Source organism: Streptomyces cinerochromogenes (genome assembly GCF_014648635.1).
GTDB lineage: Bacteria > Actinomycetota > Actinomycetes > Streptomycetales > Streptomycetaceae > Streptomyces > Streptomyces cinerochromogenes.
In genome coordinates this window covers 149,026-166,120 of the sequence record NZ_BMRM01000006.1, presented here as the reverse complement: position 1 = coordinate 166,120, position 17,095 = coordinate 149,026, and the positions used below count along the sequence as shown (strand labels likewise).

Annotated in this window: 16 protein-coding genes; 7 read left to right on the top strand and 9 right to left on the bottom strand. The window is 72.6% G+C overall.

Translation table 11 applies throughout. The features are described 5' to 3' along the window. Genes IEZ20_RS13900 through IEZ20_RS13865 form a run of 8 tightly spaced genes read right to left on the bottom strand, consistent with a single transcriptional unit; the run spans window position 1 to window position 6,929 of the window. A complete protein-coding gene (locus IEZ20_RS13900) occupies window positions 1–1,995 on the bottom strand; it encodes an NADH-quinone oxidoreductase subunit 5 family protein (RefSeq protein ID WP_189298104.1) in 1,995 nt (664 codons plus the stop codon). Further along, on the bottom strand, window positions 1,992–2,381 hold the full coding sequence (gene nuoK / locus IEZ20_RS13895; RefSeq protein WP_189298102.1) for an NADH-quinone oxidoreductase subunit NuoK: 390 nt from the start codon (window positions 2,379–2,381) through the stop codon (window positions 1,992–1,994). Before nuoK ends, IEZ20_RS13900 begins: the two co-directional genes overlap by 4 nt. Beyond that, complete coding sequence (locus IEZ20_RS13890; protein WP_189298100.1) at window positions 2,381–2,965, bottom strand: NADH-quinone oxidoreductase subunit J family protein; 585 nt, start codon at window positions 2,963–2,965, stop codon at window positions 2,381–2,383. Before IEZ20_RS13890 ends, nuoK begins: the two co-directional genes overlap by 1 nt. Next, a complete protein-coding gene (locus tag IEZ20_RS13885; RefSeq protein WP_189298098.1) occupies window positions 2,962–3,537 on the bottom strand; it encodes a NuoI/complex I 23 kDa subunit family protein in 576 nt (191 codons plus the stop codon). Before IEZ20_RS13885 ends, IEZ20_RS13890 begins: the two co-directional genes overlap by 4 nt. Window positions 3,538–3,539: 2 nt before the next feature. Beyond that, window positions 3,540–4,508 carry a complex I subunit 1/NuoH family protein gene (locus tag IEZ20_RS13880; protein WP_189298096.1) on the bottom strand — a complete coding sequence of 323 codons (969 nt, stop codon included), beginning with the start codon at window positions 4,506–4,508 and terminating at the stop codon, window positions 3,540–3,542. Next, window positions 4,505–5,875: an NADH-quinone oxidoreductase subunit C gene (locus tag IEZ20_RS13875; RefSeq protein ID WP_189298094.1), complete on the bottom strand. Its 1,371-nt coding sequence runs from the start codon at window positions 5,873–5,875 to the stop codon at window positions 4,505–4,507. The genes IEZ20_RS13880 and IEZ20_RS13875 overlap by 4 nt, the downstream gene beginning before the upstream one ends. After that, a complete protein-coding gene (locus tag IEZ20_RS13870) occupies window positions 5,872–6,519 on the bottom strand; it encodes an NADH-quinone oxidoreductase subunit B (protein ID WP_189298092.1) in 648 nt (215 codons plus the stop codon). The genes IEZ20_RS13875 and IEZ20_RS13870 overlap by 4 nt, the downstream gene beginning before the upstream one ends. Then, complete coding sequence (locus IEZ20_RS13865) at window positions 6,510–6,929, bottom strand: NADH-quinone oxidoreductase subunit A (protein ID WP_189298090.1); 420 nt, start codon at window positions 6,927–6,929, stop codon at window positions 6,510–6,512. The genes IEZ20_RS13870 and IEZ20_RS13865 overlap by 10 nt, the downstream gene beginning before the upstream one ends. Before the next feature lie 232 nt (window positions 6,930–7,161). On the opposite strand from IEZ20_RS13865, the gene IEZ20_RS13860 reads away from it, so the two are divergent. The 5 genes from IEZ20_RS13860 (at window position 7,162) to IEZ20_RS13840 (ending at window position 14,579) form a co-directional block, all read left to right on the top strand. After that, the gene (locus IEZ20_RS13860; RefSeq protein WP_189298088.1) at window positions 7,162–8,460 is read left to right on the top strand and encodes a sensor histidine kinase; all 1,299 of its coding nucleotides are present in this window, start codon (window positions 7,162–7,164) and stop codon (window positions 8,458–8,460) included. A 292-nt stretch (window positions 8,461–8,752) separates the two neighbouring features. After that, a complete protein-coding gene (locus IEZ20_RS13855) occupies window positions 8,753–10,087 on the top strand; it encodes a sensor histidine kinase (protein WP_189298086.1) in 1,335 nt (444 codons plus the stop codon). Between the two features lie 460 nt (window positions 10,088–10,547). Beyond that, on the top strand, window positions 10,548–11,207 hold the full coding sequence (locus IEZ20_RS13850; protein WP_305809435.1) for a response regulator transcription factor: 660 nt from the start codon (window positions 10,548–10,550) through the stop codon (window positions 11,205–11,207). A gap of 389 nt (window positions 11,208–11,596) precedes the next feature. Further along, complete coding sequence (locus IEZ20_RS13845) at window positions 11,597–13,525, top strand: 2-oxoacid:acceptor oxidoreductase subunit alpha (protein ID WP_189298084.1); 1,929 nt, start codon at window positions 11,597–11,599, stop codon at window positions 13,523–13,525. Then, complete coding sequence (locus tag IEZ20_RS13840) at window positions 13,518–14,579, top strand: 2-oxoacid:ferredoxin oxidoreductase subunit beta (RefSeq protein WP_189298081.1); 1,062 nt, start codon at window positions 13,518–13,520, stop codon at window positions 14,577–14,579. Before IEZ20_RS13845 ends, IEZ20_RS13840 begins: the two co-directional genes overlap by 8 nt. A 33-nt stretch (window positions 14,580–14,612) precedes the next feature. Here IEZ20_RS13840 and IEZ20_RS13835 read toward each other — a convergent pair whose 3' ends face one another. Continuing rightward, window positions 14,613–14,966 (bottom strand): winged helix-turn-helix transcriptional regulator, encoded by a 354-nt coding sequence (locus IEZ20_RS13835; protein ID WP_189298534.1) that lies wholly within the window; start codon window positions 14,964–14,966, stop codon window positions 14,613–14,615. Between the two features lie 126 nt (window positions 14,967–15,092). On the opposite strand from IEZ20_RS13835, the gene IEZ20_RS13830 reads away from it, so the two are divergent. Next, on the top strand, window positions 15,093–15,947 hold the full coding sequence (locus IEZ20_RS13830) for an SDR family oxidoreductase (protein WP_189298080.1): 855 nt from the start codon (window positions 15,093–15,095) through the stop codon (window positions 15,945–15,947). Between the two features lie 121 nt (window positions 15,948–16,068). Then, entirely contained in the window at window positions 16,069–17,025 is a 957-nt protein-coding gene (rarD, locus tag IEZ20_RS13825; RefSeq protein WP_189298078.1) for an EamA family transporter RarD, read from the top strand. The last annotated feature ends 70 nt before the right edge of the window (window positions 17,026–17,095 follow it).

The window sequence follows — 17,095 nt, the reverse complement described above, 5'->3', positions numbered from 1 at the left end:
TCACGCTCCCGTGGCGACGAGGAGGACGGCGACCGCCAGGACGACGGTGCCGGCGAGCAGCGCGCTCACATAGGTCTGCACATTGCCGGTCTGGGCGCGCCGTACTGCGGCCCCGAGCAGCCGGGGCAGGGCGGCGGCGGCGTGTACGTAGGTGTCGACGACCTCGCGGTCGAGGAACCGGACGAGACGCGCTCCGGCCTGCACCGGACGGACGAACAGCGCCGCGTACACGGCGTCCAGGTGGAAGCCGGCGGCCGCGGGCCGGCGCAGCGGGCCGAGCAGCAGCCGTGACGGGTCCGCCGGGTCGGCGGCGTAGGCGATGTCGCCGTAGGCCGGCTCGTGGGTGGCGATGGTCTCGGCCTCGACCAGGCCGGCGTCCTCCTCCGGGTGGGCGGCGACCGCGCCCATCGGGACCCGGGCGGCCAGCGCGGTGGTCCGCTGCCAGGCGCCGTAGGTGATCAGCCCGCCGACCAGGGCGAGGCCCGTGCCGAGGATGGAGGTGAGCAGGGTCGGGGTGAGGGCGCGGCCGTCGAACCAGTCGGGCAGCGCGCGGTAGGTGAGCGCGCCGAAGGCAAGGGAGGGGACGGCCAGGACCCACAGCACCACGGTCATCGTCAGCGGCTGCCGGCCGTGATCGGGGGCCTCGTCACCACGGCCGCGGAAGGCCAGCAGCCACAGCCGGGTGGCGTACGCGGCGGTCAGCAGGGCGGTGAGCAGGCCGGCGACGAGGACGATCCAGCCGGCGGCGCCGGGGGCGTGCTCGGTGTGGCCGGTGATCACGTGCTCGGCGGCGCCGAGGACGGACTCCTTGGAGAAGAAGCCGCTGAAGGGCGGGATCGCGGCGAGCGCGAGCAGTGCCACGGTCATCGTCCAGTAGGCGTCCGGGACCCGGTCGCGCAGGCCGTGCATGCGGGACATGGCGGCCAGCGAGTTGGTGCCGGCGGCGTGGATGATCACGCCGGCCGCGAGGAACAGCAGCGCCTTGAAGGCGCCGTGCGAGAGGAGGTGGAAGACGGCGGCACCACGGTCGCCGACGGCGAGCGCGCCGGTCATGTAGCCGAGCTGGCCGATCGTCGAGTAGGCGAGGACGCGCTTGATGTCGTCCTGGGCGAGCGCGGCGAGACCGGAGCCGGCCATCGTGACGGCGGCCATGACGGCGAGGACCACCATCGCGGCCTGGGAGGCCTCGAAGAGCGGGAGGAGACGGGCGACGAAGTAGACACCGGCGGCGACCATCGTCGCGGCGTGGATCAGCGCCGAGACGGGCGTCGGGCCCGCCATCGCGTCCGGGAGCCAGGTGTGCAGCGGGAACTGCGCCGACTTGCCCGCGACACCGGCGAGCAGCAGCAGCGCGACGAGGGTCGGGTGGCCGATGCCGCCGGTCGCCACGGCGCCGAGGACGCGGGTGATCCGGAACGACCCGGCGCCGTCGGCCAGCGCGAACAGGCCGATGAGGAAGGGCACGTCGCCGAGCTTGGTGACCAGGAAGGCCTTCAGGGAGGCGGCGCGGGCCTCGGGGGTCTCCCAGTAGTGGCCGACCAGGAAGTAGGAGCAGATACCCATGACCTCCCAGCCGACCAGCAGCACGATCAGGTCGCCGGAGTAGACGACCAGGAGCATCGCGGAGGTGAACAGGGAGACGAGAGCGGCGTACGAGGGGTAGCGCGGGTCGTCACGCAGGTAGCCGGTGGAGTAGATCTGCACGCAGGTCGCGACGAAGGCGACCAGGACGGCGACGAGCGCGGCGAAGCCGTCGATGTGCAGGGCCAGCTCCACGGGGACGGACCCGGTGGGCGTCAGCTCGGTGTGGGCGTCGACGGCCGCGTCACCGCCCTGCCGTGCGGCGACCAGCGCGGCCAGGACCAGCGAGGCCAGCGGCGGCAGCACGGCGAGGGGGCGGACGAACCCGGGCACGGTGCGGCCGAGCAGCAGGCCGGCCGCGGCACCCAGGAACGGCAGGAGGGGGACGAGGACGGCGAGGGTGGTCGTGGTCACGCGGGGGCCTCAGCCTTCTCGGCCGCGGAGGTGCCGGGGCCCTCGGTGTCCGGGTCCGCGGTCTCGGGGCCCTCGGCGGTGTCGCGGAGCTTGTCGATGTCGGAGGTGCCGCGGTTGCGGTAGACGGCGAGCACGATCGCGAGGCCGATGCCGATCTCCGCGGCGGCGATGGCGATGGTGAACAGGGTCAGGGCCTGGCCCGAGTGCAGGGTGTCCTTCGCGGTCCGGCTGAGCCAGACGTCGAAGGCGACCAGGTTGAGGTTGACGGCGTTGAGCATCAGCTCGACCGACATCAGGACCAGGATCGCGTTGCGGCGGGCGAGGACGCCGTACAGGCCGGTGCAGAAGAGGAGGGCGGAGAGTACGGCAGGGTAGGCGAGGTGCATCAGCGGACGCCTTCCTTCGCGGGGGCCGCGGGTGCGGCGGCCTCGTCCGCCCTGGCCTTGCGGGACAGCACGATCGCGCCGACCAGCGCCGCGAGCAGCAGTACGGACAGGGCCTCGAACGGCAGGACCCAGTGCCGGAACAGGCTCGCGCCGGTGACCGCGGTGGTGCCGGCGGCCGGGCCGTCCAGGTCGAGCCAGGTGGTCCGGAAGGCGTCGGTGACGACCCACACCAGGGCCACCGCCGCGGCGACCGCGACGGTCAGGGCGGCCCAGCGGTTGCCGGAGTCGGCGTCCGGGGAGTGGCCGATGGGCGCCTTGGTGAGCATCAGACCGAACAGGAGGAGGACGACGACGGAACCGACGTAGATCAGGACCTGGACCCAGGCGATGAACTCGGCCGTGAGCAGCAGGTACTCCACGGCGAGGCCGCCGAGCGCGACCACCAGCCAGAGGGCGGCGTGCACCAGCTGCCGGGTGGTGACGGTGATCAGCGCGGCGCCGAGGGTGACCAGGCCGACGAGGAGGAAGGCGATCTCGACGCCGGTCGGGGACAGGAAGCCGTGCTGGGCCTGGGCGAACGTCATGACGTCTCCTCCCCCGGCTCCGCCTGCGCGGCGGCCAGCTTCTCGGCGGTCTTGCGGGCGGCGGCGATCTCCTTGGGCTCCTCCGCGCCGGGGTCCAGGGCGGGCGGGGCCGGCACGGTCCACATCCACTCGCGGAGCTTGTCCCGCTCGTGGGTGAGGTCGCGGATGTCGGTCTCGGCGTACTCGAACTCCGGGGACCAGAAGAGGGCGTCGAAAGGACAGACCTCGATGCAGATACCGCAGTACATGCACAGCGAGAAGTCGATCGCGAACCGGTCGAGGACGTTGCGGCTGCGCTCCCGGCCGCCGGGGGCGGCGGGCGGCACCGTCTCCTTGTGGGAGTCGATGTAGATGCACCAGTCCGGGCACTCGCGGGCGCACAGCATGCAGACCGTGCAGTTCTCCTCGAACAGACCGATGACGCCGCGGGTGCGGGGCGGCAGCTCGGGGAGGGCGTCCGGGTACTGCTCGGTGACGTGTTTCCTCGTCATCGTGCGCAGGGTGACGGCCAGGCCCTTGGCGAGGCCGCTGCCGGGAATGCGGGGACGGGAGGGCGGGGACGGCACAGCCATGGCTAGCTGATCACCACCTTGACGATGCCGGTGAGGGCGATCTGGGCGAGGGAGAGGGGGACGAGGAGGGTCCAGGAGAGCTTCTGGAGCTGGTCCTCGCGCAGCCGCGGGTAGGTCACGCGGAGCCAGATGACCAGGAAGGCGAGGACCGCGGCCTTCAGCAGGGTCCACACCCAGCCGAGGCCGTCGGCGCCCCAGGGCCCGTGCCAGCCGCCCAGGAAGAGGACGGTGGTCAGACCGCACAGGACCACGATGCCGGCGTACTCGGCGAGCAGGAACAGGGCGAAGCGCAGGCCGGTGTACTCGGTGTACGCGCCGAAGATGATCTCCGAGTCGGCGACCGGCATGTCGAACGGCGGGCGCTGCAGCTCGGCGAGTCCGGCGACGAAGAAGACGACCGCGCCGACGATCTGCCAGGGCACCCACCACCAGTGGAAGGAGTGCAGGATGCCGGGCAGGGACACCGTGCCCGCGGCCATCGCGACGCTGGCCGCGGCCAGCAGCATCGGCAGCTCGTAGGCGAGCAGCTGGGCGGCCGTGCGCAGACCGCCGAGCAGGGAGAACTTGTTGGCGCTGGCCCAGCCGGCCATCAGCGAGCCGAGGACGCCGACGCCCATCACCGCGAGCACGAAGAACACACCGGCGTCCAGGACCTGGCCGACGGCGCCCTCGCTCGGGCCGATGGGGATGGCGAGCAGGACGAGGAGGTACGGCAGCAGGGCCACCGCCGGGGCGAGCTGGAAGACACGGCGGTCGGCGCCCGCCGGGACCACGTCCTCCTTCTGCGCGAACTTCACACCGTCCGCGATGAGCTGTGCCCAGCCGTGGAAGCCGCCCGCGTACATCGGACCGAGGCGGCCCTGCATGTGGGCCATCACCTTGTGCTCGGTCTGGCCCACGATCAGCGGGAAGGTGAGGAAGACGACGAAGACGACGAGGAGTCGCAGGGCGACGTCCAGCGCGCCGTTCACTGCGGGCCTCCTGAGGGGTCGTCGGGGGTGATGGGGGTCTCGGGGGTGCCGGTGGCCTCGGGGCCGTCGGGGGCCTCAGGGCGCTCGGGGGCGTCCGCGGGATCGGGAGCGCCGGTGACCTCGGGGGTGCCGTCCGGCTTCGGTTCGGGGGTCTGCCCGGTCTCGGCGGCGGGCTTCCGCGGCTCCGGTTCGGGAGCCTCCTGCTCCTCGAAGGCCGGGCGGGCGTGGTGCCAGGGGGCGTCCGAGCTGCGCGGGGGCGTGCTCCGGCGGGCGGGGGCGGCCGGGGCCTGTTCCGCCGACGGGGTCCGCTGTGAGGCCGAGCCCTCCGAGGCGCTGCGTGCGCGGCGGGGCCGGGCGGGCGCGGGCGCCGGGCCGGGCTCGTGGGCCACCGAGGCCTCGGCGGCCGGCCCCTGCGCCGGGCCCTCCGCAGCCGCCCGGGTGGCGTCTCCCTCGGTCGCGGCCTGCTTGCGCGTCGCCGCGTCCACGGCGTCCCCGGCGTCCCCGGCATCTCCGGCGTCGCCGGCCCGCACCGCCTGCTGGCTCACCGAGCCCTCGCTCGCACTCCGCGTCCGCCGCGGCCGGGCAGCGGCACCGGCACCGGCACCGGCACTGGTACCGGCAGCCTCTTCCGCCTGGCCGGCCTGACCGGCCTGGCCCGCCTGGGCGACCTGGCTGGCCGAGCCCTCGGAGGCCGAGCGGGTCCGTCGTACCGGACGGTCACCCGCCGCGCGGGCCGGACGCTCGCCCGCCGCGCGGCCCGCCGCCGCCCTGGCCGGGCGGGCCGGGGCAGGGGGGAGCTGGCCCTTGAGAGGGCCCCACTCGTTAGGGTCGGGTACGCCCGGTGGCAGCATCTGGCGCCGCTTCGGGCCGCCGTGCTCGGACTCCCCGGGTTCCTTGGCGCCGGGCCAGGCCTTGGCGACGCGCGCGGCCAGCACGAAGTCCTTGCGGAGGGGGTGCCCCTCGAAGGTCTCGGGGAGGAGGAGGTGCTCCAGGCCCGGGTGGCCCTCGAAGACGACGCCGAACATCTCGTGGGTCTCGCGCTCGTGCCAGGCGGCGCCCGCGTAGACGCCGACGGCGGAGGGCAGGGCGGGGGCGTCGTGCGGGACCGTCGTACGGACGAGGAGACGGCGGACCGGGTTCAGGGCGACGACGTGCGCGGAGACCCGGAAGCCGGTGCCCGGTTCGTCGACCGCGCTCAGCCAGTCGAAGTAGGTGCAGGACAGGGTCGTACGGGCCGTCTCCAGGGCGGTGAGCCAGGAGGACGGCGGTACGTCCACGGTGAGGAGGTCGTACGACTCCTCGGCCGTGGCGTCCGCGCCGAAGAGTTCCTCGGCGGGGGCGGGCAGCCAGCCGGCGGCCGTGCTCATCGTGCGTCCCCCTCACCGGCGGGGGCGGGAGGCTTCACCAGGCCGCTCTGCAGCGCGGCCGCCGACGGCCGGGCGGGCTCGTTGCCGTACCGCTCCCCCAGCGACTCGCGGGCGATCTTCTCCTGGAGCTTGAGGATGCCCTGGAGCAGCGCCTCGGGCCGGGGCGGGCAGCCGGGGACGTAGACGTCGACCGGGATGATCTGGTCGACGCCCTTCGTCACGGAGTAGGAGTCCCAGTACGGGCCGCCGCAGTTGGAGCAGGCGCCGAAGGAGATGACGTACTTCGGCTCGGGCATCTGCTCGTACAGGCGCTTGACGGCCGGGGCCATCTTGTCCGTGACCGTGCCCGACACCACCATCAGGTCGGCCTGGCGGGGGCCCGGCGCGAAGGGGATGACGCCGAGCCGGATGAAGTCGTGCCGGGCCATCGACGCGGCGATGAACTCGATCGCGCAGCAGGCGAGGCCGAAGTTGAAGACCCAGAGCGAGTAGCGGCGGCCCCAGTTCAGGACGACCTTCATCGGCTCGGGGGCGAGGCGGGCGAGCGCGCCCAGCCTCTTCGGCTCCGGCAGGTACACGGGCTCGGAGGATCCGGCGGACCCGAAGGAGTCGGAGGACTCGGAGGTCGAGGGGTTCACGTCCATGCCAGGACGCCCTTCTTGTATGCGTAGAGCAGGCCCACGGCGAGGAAGCCGAGGAAGATGAACATCTCCACGAGGGTCGTCGCGCCGTAGCCGGGGGCGGCGAAGACCGTCGCCCAGGGGAACAGGAAGATCGAGTCGACCGCGAAGATCACGTAGAGGAAGGCGTAGACGTAGTAGCGGACCTGGGTGTGGGCCCAGCCCTCGCCGACGGGGTCGACACCGCACTCGTAGGTCAGGAGTTTCTCCGGTGTCGGCACCACCGGGCGCAGCAGGCGGCCCGCGCCGAAGGCGACCGCGACGAACAGCACGCCGACGAGGGCGAGCAGTCCGACCACCGAGTAGGACCGGAAGTAACCGGCCGCGACGACGTGCGCCGCGGCGAACGACGAGTCCCCCAACGTCTCCCGCACCGTCCGTCCCTCGCTCCCTGACCTCGTGACCTTAGTGAATCCGTGTGCGACGTGATTCGAGGATGTGTACGCACGGGAGTCTAGGCCCTGATAAAGAACCGGTAAGCAGCCCGTCACGCCGTGAGACAGCCGGTACCGGTGACGGTGCCGGTGACGGTGGGGTTTTCCCCCGGCGGCGGAGGGCGGCGTACCGCATGGCGTGAAGCGTCCCCCGCACGGCACGCTGATCAGCATGACCGCTCCCAGCCCCGCCGCCGACCGGCCGGACGGCACCGACCGGGCCCGCCGCACCGACCGGCTCCCGCGCACCGGCCGGCCCCCCGGCACCGGCCGGCCCGACCGCATCGACGACACCGACCGCACCGCCGGCCAGGACGGCCGCACCAGCCTGCACCGGCTGCCCCCGCCCCGCCCGGCCCTCGACGCGCACACCTGGAAGGAGATCGCGCATCTCCTGCTGAACCTGCCGGTGGCGGTGTTCGGGTTCGTGTACGCCTTCACCGTGCTGGTCGCCGGCGGCATCCTCAGCCTCACCGCGATCGGTCTCCCGCTGCTCGCGCTCTGCCTGCTGGGCGCCCGGCAGCTGGGCAAGCTGGAGCGGGCCCGGGCGCGCAGGCTGCTCGGGGTGCGGGTGGAGGAGCCGTCACCGCTGCCGCTCGCGAAGGGCGGGGGCCCGGTGCAGCGGCTGTGGATGGCGCTGAAGGACCCGGTGGGCTGGCGGACCCTGCTGTACGACGCGATCCGGCTTCCCTGGGGCGTCCTGACCTTCTGCACGGTGCTGACCTCGCTGTTCGTGCTGTGGCCGGTGCTGCCGTACCTCGCGCGGGGCATGGCGAACGCGGACCGGGCGATGGTGCGCGGGCTGCTGTCGCCCTCGGACGAGCTGGAGCGGCGGATCGCCGAACTGGAGTCCGACCGCGGGATCGTGGTCGACACGGCGGCGGCGGACCTGCGCCGGATCGAGCGCGATCTGCACGACGGCGCCCAGGCGCGGCTGGTCAACCTGGCCATGGGACTCGGTCTGGCCAAGGAGAAGCTGCTGGAGGACCCCGACACCGCGGCGGCGATGGTCGACGAGGCACACGGCGAGGTGAAGCTCGCCCTCCAGGAACTGCGCGACCTCGCCCGCGGCATCCACCCGGCCGTACTGACGGACCGGGGGCTGGACGCGGCCCTGTCCTCGGTCGCCTCCCGCTGCACGGTGCCGGTGGCGGTGACCGTGGACCTGCCGGCCCGGCCCGCGGCGGCCATCGAGGGCATCGCCTACTTCACCGTCTCCGAGCTGCTGCAGAACATCAGCAAGCACAGCGGGGCCCGGACCGCCTCGGTCGACGTGTGGCGGGCCGAGGACCGGCTGCTCATCCAGGTCCGGGACGACGGCCGGGGCGGCGCCCGGCTGGACGCGGGCGGCGGTATGCGGGGCCTGGCGGAGCGGCTGGGCGCGGTGGACGGCCTGTTCGCGGTCGACTCCCCGGCCGGCGGCCCGACCGTGGTCACCGCGGAGCTGCCGTGGCGGGACCGCACGGCCTGAACCCGCCGCGGCGCCCCGCCCCACGCCCGGGGGGGGAGGGGACAGGTGGCGGGTGGTGGCGGTGGGGTGGGGAAAACCCCCCGCTCAAGACGCCGACGGACTCCATGTCGCACCACCGCGCGGCGGACCACCCTGGACGTACGGCCTGACGAAGACGTACGGCCCGACCAAGACGTACGGCCCGACCAAGACGTACGGCCGGCCGAAGACGTACGGCCCGACGGAACGGACGTCCTGACGTACCGCCGTACGGCCGAACCGCCACCCTGACGAGCAGAACGGAACACCACCGATGGTCACGGAGTACGGACAGGGCTACGCCCACCGGAGCGAGCGGCACCACCGGCTGCCCCCCGCGCTGCGGGCGCCCGTCGAGGCGCGCAGCTGGCGCGAGTTCGGCTACGTGCTGCTGGGCCTGCCGGTCGCGACCGTGCTGTTCGCCTGGACGGTGACGACGGTCGCGCTCGGCGCGGGCCTGCTGGTGACCTTCCTCGGCATTCCGGTGCTGGCGGCGGCCCTCGCCGGCTGCCGGGGCTTCGGGGTGCTGGAGCGGGCGCGGGCGCGCGGACTGCTCGGCCTGGAGGTGGCCGACCCGGAGCCGCTGCGGATGCGTAAGCCGGGCGCGGCGGCCTGGATGGGCGCGATGCTCAAGAGCGGCGCCTCCTGGCGGCACGCGCTGTACGCGCTGGTGCAGTTCCCGTGGGCGGTGTTCTCGTTCTCGGTCGCGGTGAGCTTCTGGACGTGCGGCTGGGCACTGCTGAGCTATCCGCTGTGGTTCTGGGTGTTCCCGGCGTACGCCGGGACGGGCGGCATCCAGCTGTACGGCGACGCCCACCACAGCGTCTACCTCGACAACCCCTTCGAGATCACCGTGACCGCGCTGATCGGTCTGCTGTTCACGCTGGCCACGCCGTGGCTCGTGCGGGCGCTGACCACCGTGGACGGGCTGCTGGTGCGCGGGCTGCTCGGGCCGTCGCCGCTGTCGGCGCGGGTGGTGGAGCTGGAGTCGGACCGGGGCACCGTGGTCGACACGGCCGCCGCCGACCTGCGGCGCATCGAACGGGACCTGCACGACGGGGCGCAGGCCCGGCTGGTCGGTCTGGCGATAGACCTGGGGCTGGCCAAGGAGAAGCTGCGGGAGGACCCGGACACGGCGGCGGCGATGGTGGAGGAGGCGCACGGCGAGGTGAAGCTGGCCCTCCAGGAGCTGCGCGACCTGGCCCGCGGCATCCACCCGGCCGTACTGACGGACCGGGGGCTGGACGCGGCCCTGTCGGCGGTCGCCTCCCGCTGCACGGTGCCGGTGCGGGTGGAGGTCGACCTGCCGTCCCGGCCGGCGCCGGCCATCGAGGGCATCGCCTACTTCACCGTCTCCGAGCTGCTGCAGAACATCGGCAAGCACAGCCGGGCCCGGACCGCTTCGGTCGACGTCTGGCATTCGGGGGACCGGCTGCTCATCCAGGTGACCGACGACGGGGTGGGCGGCGCCGACGTCTCGCGCGGCTCCGGGCTGGCCGGTCTGGCCGGTCTCGCCGCGCGCCTGGACGCGGTGGACGGCGTCCTGGTGGTGGACTCCCCGGCGGGCGGCCCCACCCAGGTGATCGCGGAACTGCCCTGGCGCGGCTGAGAGCACCGGCGGCCCCGCTCACTGCCCTGGCGTGGCTGAGAACACCGGCGGCCCCGCTCTCTCCCCCGCCCGGTCCTCCTCCCGCCCCCGGTACGACGACGGCCGCCGCTCCCCCCGCCCCGCCTGTCCCCCAGCCCGACGCGGCCCGCCGCTCTCCCCGCCGACCTCTCCCCCAGCCGACGCGGCCCGCCGCTCTCCCCACCCGGCCGCTCCCCCAGCCCGTCGCGGCCCCCCGCTCTCCCCACCCGGCCGCTCCCCCGGCACCACGTCAGCCCCGCTCTCTCCCCCCGTACGGCGGCGGTCCCGCGTGAATCCTGGAATGCTGATCCTGGAATGCCGGCCCTCCGGGAAACGGAGTGGACCGGCGGCGTCGGAACGGCGCGGACCGGCGTCGGAACGGCGTGGGCCGGCGCCGTCGCGGGGAACGGCTGTGGGGGACCAGAAGATCGTGGAGGACAGGGTGCGGGTGGTCATCGCCGAGGATTCAGTGCTGCTCCGGGAGGGCCTGACCCGGCTGCTGACCGACCGGGGGCACGAGGTGGTCGCCGGGGTCGGTGACGCGGACGCGCTGGTGAAGACCGTCTCGGACCTGGCCGAGCTGGGCGAGCTGCCGGACGTGGTGGTGGCGGACGTGCGGATGCCGCCGACGCACACCGACGAGGGCGTCCGGGCCGCCGTACTGCTGCGCCGGCTGCACCCCGGGCTCGGGGTGCTGGTGCTGTCGCAGTACGTGGAGGAGCGCTACGCCACCGAACTGCTGGCGGGTTCCAGCCGGGGCGTCGGCTATCTGCTCAAGGACCGGGTCGCGGACGTACGGGAGTTCGTGGACGCGGTGGTGCGGGTGGCCGAGGGCGGTACGGCGCTGGACCCGGAGGTGGTCGCGCAGCTGCTCGGCCGCAGCCGCAAGCAGGACGTGCTGACGGGGCTGACGCCTCGGGAGCGCGAGGTGCTCGGGCTGATGGCGGAGGGGCGGACGAACTCGGCGATCGCCCGGCAGCTGGTGGTCAGCGACGGCGCCGTGGAGAAGCACGTCAGCAACATCTTCCTCAAGCTCGGGCTGACGCCGAGCGACGGCGACCACCGTCGGGTTCTGGCCGTTCTCACCTACCTGAACTCCTGAGACGCCTGCCGGGGCGGGGAGCCGGACGGACCCGGAGGGCAGGCCGGAAGGCCCCCTGCGGGAGGCGGGGCGGACCCCGACCGGGGGCCGGAACCGGCCCGGGCGGGAGACCGGGACAGACCCGGAGGGGAGAGCGAAAAGCCCCGTAGGGGGCGGCCTGGGGCCCGGACGGCAGCCGGACGAGAGAACCTGGGAACGCGCGGGGAGCGCCTTGACCCGCGCCTCGGCGATGCGGGACATGATGTGAAGTCAGCGCGACAGGCCGTCTCGAATTCGTCCAATCCACGGATGACCTCGGGAAGGCGACCCTAACCGACGTAGGGTTGATCCTGGGATGGTCCGTGGGACGACCAGGCCCCGGACAGCCGCCTCGAAGGAGGTCCAGTTCAGTGACCAGCCAGGTCAGCAGCCCAGCGGAGCAGACCGACGGAACCGTCGTGGGAGAGCAGCGCAAACCGGGCGGCGCGAAGGACGTGCGGCGCCTGGACCGGGTGATCATCCGGTTCGCGGGGGACTCGGGTGACGGCATGCAGCTCACCGGTGACCGGTTCACCTCGGAGACCGCCTCGTTCGGCAACGACCTCTCCACCCTGCCGAACTTCCCCGCCGAGATCCGCGCCCCTGCCGGCACCCTGCCGGGTGTCTCGTCCTTCCAGCTGCACTTCGCCGACCACGACATCCTCACCCCCGGTGACGCGCCGAACGTCCTCGTCGCCATGAACCCGGCCGCCCTGAAGGCCAACATCGGCGACCTGCCCCGCGGCGCCGAGATCATCGTCAACACCGACGAGTTCACCAAGCGCGCCCTGCAGAAGGTCGGGTACGACGCCTCTCCGCTGGAGGACGGCTCGCTCGACGGCTACAGCCTCCATCCGGTGCCGCTGACCACGCTCACCGTGGAGGCGCTGAAGAAGTTCGACCTGTCCCGCAAGGAGGCCGAGCGCAGCAAGAACATGTTCGCGCTGGGCCTGCTGAGCTGGATGTACCACCGGCCCACCGAGGGCACCGAGAAGTTCCTGAAGTCGAAGTTCGCGAAGAAGCCGCAGATCGCCGAGGCCAACATCGCCGCGTTCCGCGCGGGCTGGAACTTCGGCGAGACGACGGAGGACTTCGCGGTCTCCTACGAGGTCGCGCCGGCCGCCAAGGCCTTCCCGGTCGGCACCTACCGCAACATCTCCGGCAACCTCGCCCTGGCCTACGGCCTGATCACCGCGTCCCGCCAGGCGGACCTGCCGCTGTTCCTGGGGTCGTACCCGATCACTCCGGCCTCGGACATCCTGCACGAGCTGAGCAAGCACAAGAACTTCGGCGTGCGCACCTTCCAGGCCGAGGACGAGATCGCGGGCATCGGCGCGGCCCTCGGCGCGGCGTTCGGCGGCTCGCTCGCGGTGACCACGACGAGCGGCCCCGGTGTCGCCCTGAAGAGCGAGACGATCGGCCTCGCGGTCTCGCTGGAGCTGCCCCTGCTGGTGGTGGACATCCAGCGCGGCGGCCCGTCGACGGGTCTGCCGACCAAGACCGAGCAGGCCGACCTGCTGCAGGCGATGTACGGCCGCAACGGCGAGGCCCCGGTCCCGGTGATCGCGCCGAGGACCCCGGCCGACTGCTTCGACGCCGCGCTGGAGGCGGCCCGGATCGCGCTGACGTACCGCACGCCGGTGATGCTGCTGTCCGACGGCTATCTGGCCAACGGCTCCGAGCCGTGGCGCATCCCGGACCTGGAGGAGCTGCCCGACCTGCGGGTGCGGTTCGCCTCCGGACCGAACCACACGCTCGCGGACGGCACCGAGGTCTTCTGGCCGTACAAGCGGGACCCGCAGACCCTGGCCCGCCCGTGGGCGATCCCCGGCACCCCGGGCCTGGAGCACCGCATCGGCGGCATCGAGAAGCAGGACGGCACGGGCAACATCTCCTACGACCCGGCCAACCACGACTTCATGGTCCGCACCCGGCAGGCCAAGGTCGACGGCATCGACGTCCCCGACGTGGAGGTCGACGACCCGCACGGCGCGACGACCCTGGTCCTCGGCTGGGGTTCCACCTACGGGCCGATCACGGCGGCGGTACGGCGGCTGCGCGCGGCCGGCGAGTCGATCGCCCAGGCCCACCTGCGCCACCTCAACCCCTTCCCGCGCAACCTCGGCACGGTGCTGAAGGGCTACGACAAGGTGGTGATCCCCGAGATGAACCTGGGACAGCTCGCCACCCTCGTCCGAGCGAAGTACCTGGTCGACGCCCACTCGTACAACCAGGTCAACGGCATGCCGTTCAAGGCGGAACAGCTCGCCGCGGCGCTGAAGGAGGCCATCGATGACTGACGCCGGCAACGCGCTGCTGCAGCTGGTCCCCAAGGCCGAGGCCAGACAGTCGATGAAGGACTTCAAGTCGGACCAGGAGGTGCGCTGGTGCCCGGGCTGCGGTGACTACGCGATCCTCGCGGCCGTCCAGGGCTTCATGCCGGAGCTGGGCCTCGCCCGGGAGAACATCGTCTTCGTCTCCGGCATCGGCTGCTCCTCCCGCTTCCCGTACTACATGAACACCTACGGGATGCACTCCATCCACGGCCGCGCCCCCGCCATCGCGACGGGCCTGGCCTCCTCCCGCCGGGACCTGAGCGTGTGGGTCGTCACCGGTGACGGCGACGCGCTGTCCATCGGCGGCAACCACCTGATCCACGCCCTGCGCCGCAACGTCAACCTGAAGATCCTGCTGTTCAACAACCGGATCTACGGCCTGACCAAGGGCCAGTACTCGCCCACCTCCGAGGTCGGCAAGATCACCAAGTCGACGCCGATGGGCTCGCTGGACGCGCCGTTCAACCCGGTGTCGCTGGCGATCGGCGCGGAGGCGTCCTTCGTGGCCCGCACGATCGACTCCGACCGCAAGCACCTGACCGAGGTGCTGCGCGCCGCCGCCGACCACCCGGGCACGGCGCTGATCGAGATCTACCAGAACTGCAACATCTTCAACGACGGTGCCTTCGACGCCCTGAAGGACAAGCAGCGGGCGGAGGAGGCGCTGATCCGGCTGGAGCACGGGCAGCCGATCCGCTTCGGTGCCGACGGGGCGAGAGGGGTTGTCCGCGACCGGCAGACCGGTGATCTGCGGGTGGTGACCGTGACCCCGGAGAACGAGGCCGACGTCCTGGTCCACGACGCCCACGCCGCGTCCCCGACCACGGCCTTCGCCCTGTCCCGGCTGGCCGACCCGGACACCCTGCACCACACCCCGATCGGAGTGTTCCGGTCCGTCGAACGGCCGGTCTACGACACGCAGATGGCCGAGCAGCTCGACACCGCGATCGAACAGCGCGGCAAGGGAGACCTGGCCGCGCTGCTGGCCGGCGGGGACACCTGGACGGTCGTCGGCTAGCCGGCTCGCCCGTCTTTCATGAAATCGCTCTGATCACGAGGCCCGGGACTGGATTTCCCGGGCCTCGTCGTATGCCCGGCGGGCGCTGAGCACGTCGTCCATGCGCTGCTGGGTCCACTGCGCCAGCGCCCGCACCTGCTCCGCCGCCTCGCGGCCCAGCCCGGTCAGGGAGTAGTCGACGCGGGGCGGGATGACCGGCTTGGCGTCCCGGTGGACGAGACCGTCGCGCTCCAGGGTCTGGAGGGTCTGCGTGAGCATCTTCTCGCTGACCCTGCCGATGGCACGGCGCAGTTCGCCGAACCGATGGGGACGGTCGAGGAGCTGGATGAGCACCAGCACACCCCAGCGGCTGGTGACGTGTTCCAGAACGAGGCGGTGGGGGCACATGGCCTCGCCGTCGCCCTTTACCTCACTTACCTTCACGACCGTACCTTACTTCAAAGTGGGTACTTTCGTTTAGTTAGCGCCCCTTCTAGGGTCAGTGGCAGACGCACCCGAGAAGGAGACCCCCTCATGAGCATCGTCGTCACCGGAGCCACCGGACACCTCGGCCGCCTCGTCGTGGAGCAGCTGCTGGAGAAGGTCCCCGCGGACCGGATCACCGCCGTCGTGCGCGACGAGGCGAAGGCCGCCGACCTCGCCGCCCGCGGAGTGCGGCTGGCGGTCGCCGACTACAACGCGCCCGAGACCTTCGACGGCCTGTTCGCCGCCGGCGACAAGGTCCTGCTGATCTCCGGCAACGAGTTCGACAAGGGCCGGGTCGGACAGCACACGGTCGTCATCGAGGCGGCCAAGGCGGCCGGTGTGGCCCTGCTCGCCTACACCAGCGCACCCGGCAGTCTGACGGCCGCGCTGGCGGACGACCACCGGGCCACCGAGCAGGTGCTGCTCGCGTCCGGCCTGCCGTACAGCCTGCTGCGCAACGGCTGGTACCACGAGAACTACACGGAGAACCTGGCGCCGGTCCTGGAGCACGGCGCCGTCGTCCAGGCCGCCGGTGACGGCCGGGTCTCCTCGGCCTCCCGCGCCGACTACGCCGCCGCCGCGGTCGCGGTGCTGACCGGCGAGGCGCACGAGAACACGACGTACGAGCTGGGCGGCGACGAGGCGTGGAGCTTCGCCGAGTACGCGGCCGAGCTGAGCCGGCAGACCGGCAGGGAGATCGTCTACAACCCGGTCTCGGTGGAGGCCCTCACCGGCATCCTGACCGGCGCGGGGCTGCCCGCACCGCTGGCCGGGGTGCTGGCCGGCGTGGACGCCTCGATCGAGAAGGGCGAGCTGGTCGTCTCCTCCGGCGATCTGTCCCGGCTGATCGGCCGCCCGACGACGCCGCTGGCCGAGGCGGTCACGGCCGCGCTGAAGGGCTGACACCGGCGTCCGGCCCGGCTGTCATGACCGTGTGGCGATACGGGCATGACAGCCGGGAAGCTCCGGCGTTACCTTCGTTCTCGCACGTCCAGGGAGGACGCGCGGGCAAGGAGGAGAGGCCGTGGCCGGGACGTCCGAGGCTGAGCACCGAATAGGCCTGCTGAACGGCTTCGCCGCCTATGGGATGTGGGGACTGGTCCCCCTGTTCTGGCCGCTGCTCAAACCCGCCGGCGCGGTGGAGATCCTGGCCAACCGGATGGTGTGGTCCCTGGTGGTCGTCGCCGTCGCACTGCTCTTCGTACGGCGCTGGGCCTGGGCCGGAGAGCTGCTGCGCCAGCCCCGGCGGCTCGGTCTGGTCGCCGTGGCGGCCGGCGTCATCACCGTGAACTGGGGCATCTACATCTGGGCCGTGAACTCCGGCCACGTGGTCGAGGCCTCGCTCGGCTACTTCATCAACCCGCTGGTCACCATCGCGATGGGCGTGCTGCTCCTGAAGGAGCGACTGCGGCGCGTGCAGTGGGCGGCGGTCGCGATCGGCTTCGCCGCCGTCGTCGTGCTGACCGTCGGCTTCGGCCGCCCGCCGTGGATCTCGCTGTGCCTCGCCTTCTCCTTCGCCACCTACGGGCTGGTGAAGAAGAAGGTCGCCCTCGGCGGTGTCGAGTCGCTGGCCGCCGAGACCGCGATCCAGTTCCTGCCGGCGCTCGGCTATCTGCTGTGGCTGACCGCCCACGGCGACGCCACGTTCCTGGGCCACGGCAGCGGACACGCCGCCCTGCTCGTCTCCACCGGCGTCGTCACCGCGCTGCCTCTGGTCTGCTTCGGCGCGGCGGCGATCCGCGTGCCGCTGTCCACGCTGGGCCTGCTCCAGTACCTGGCCCCGATCTTCCAGTTCCTGCTCGGTGTCCTCTACTTCCACGAGTCCATGCCCGCCGAGCGGTGGGCCGGGTTCGCCCTGGTCTGGCTGGCACTGCTCCTGCTCACGGGCGACGCACTGCGCTTCGCACGGCGGCCGGAGCGTTTCTCCGTACCGGCGGCCCGCACGGCCGACTCCCCGGCATCGGCTCCGGCGGACGCCTGAGGGCCCGCGACCGCGCCTGGGCGCGTGGAAGGGCCCCCTCCGCCGAGGGCCCCGGCTATAAGTGGGAGCC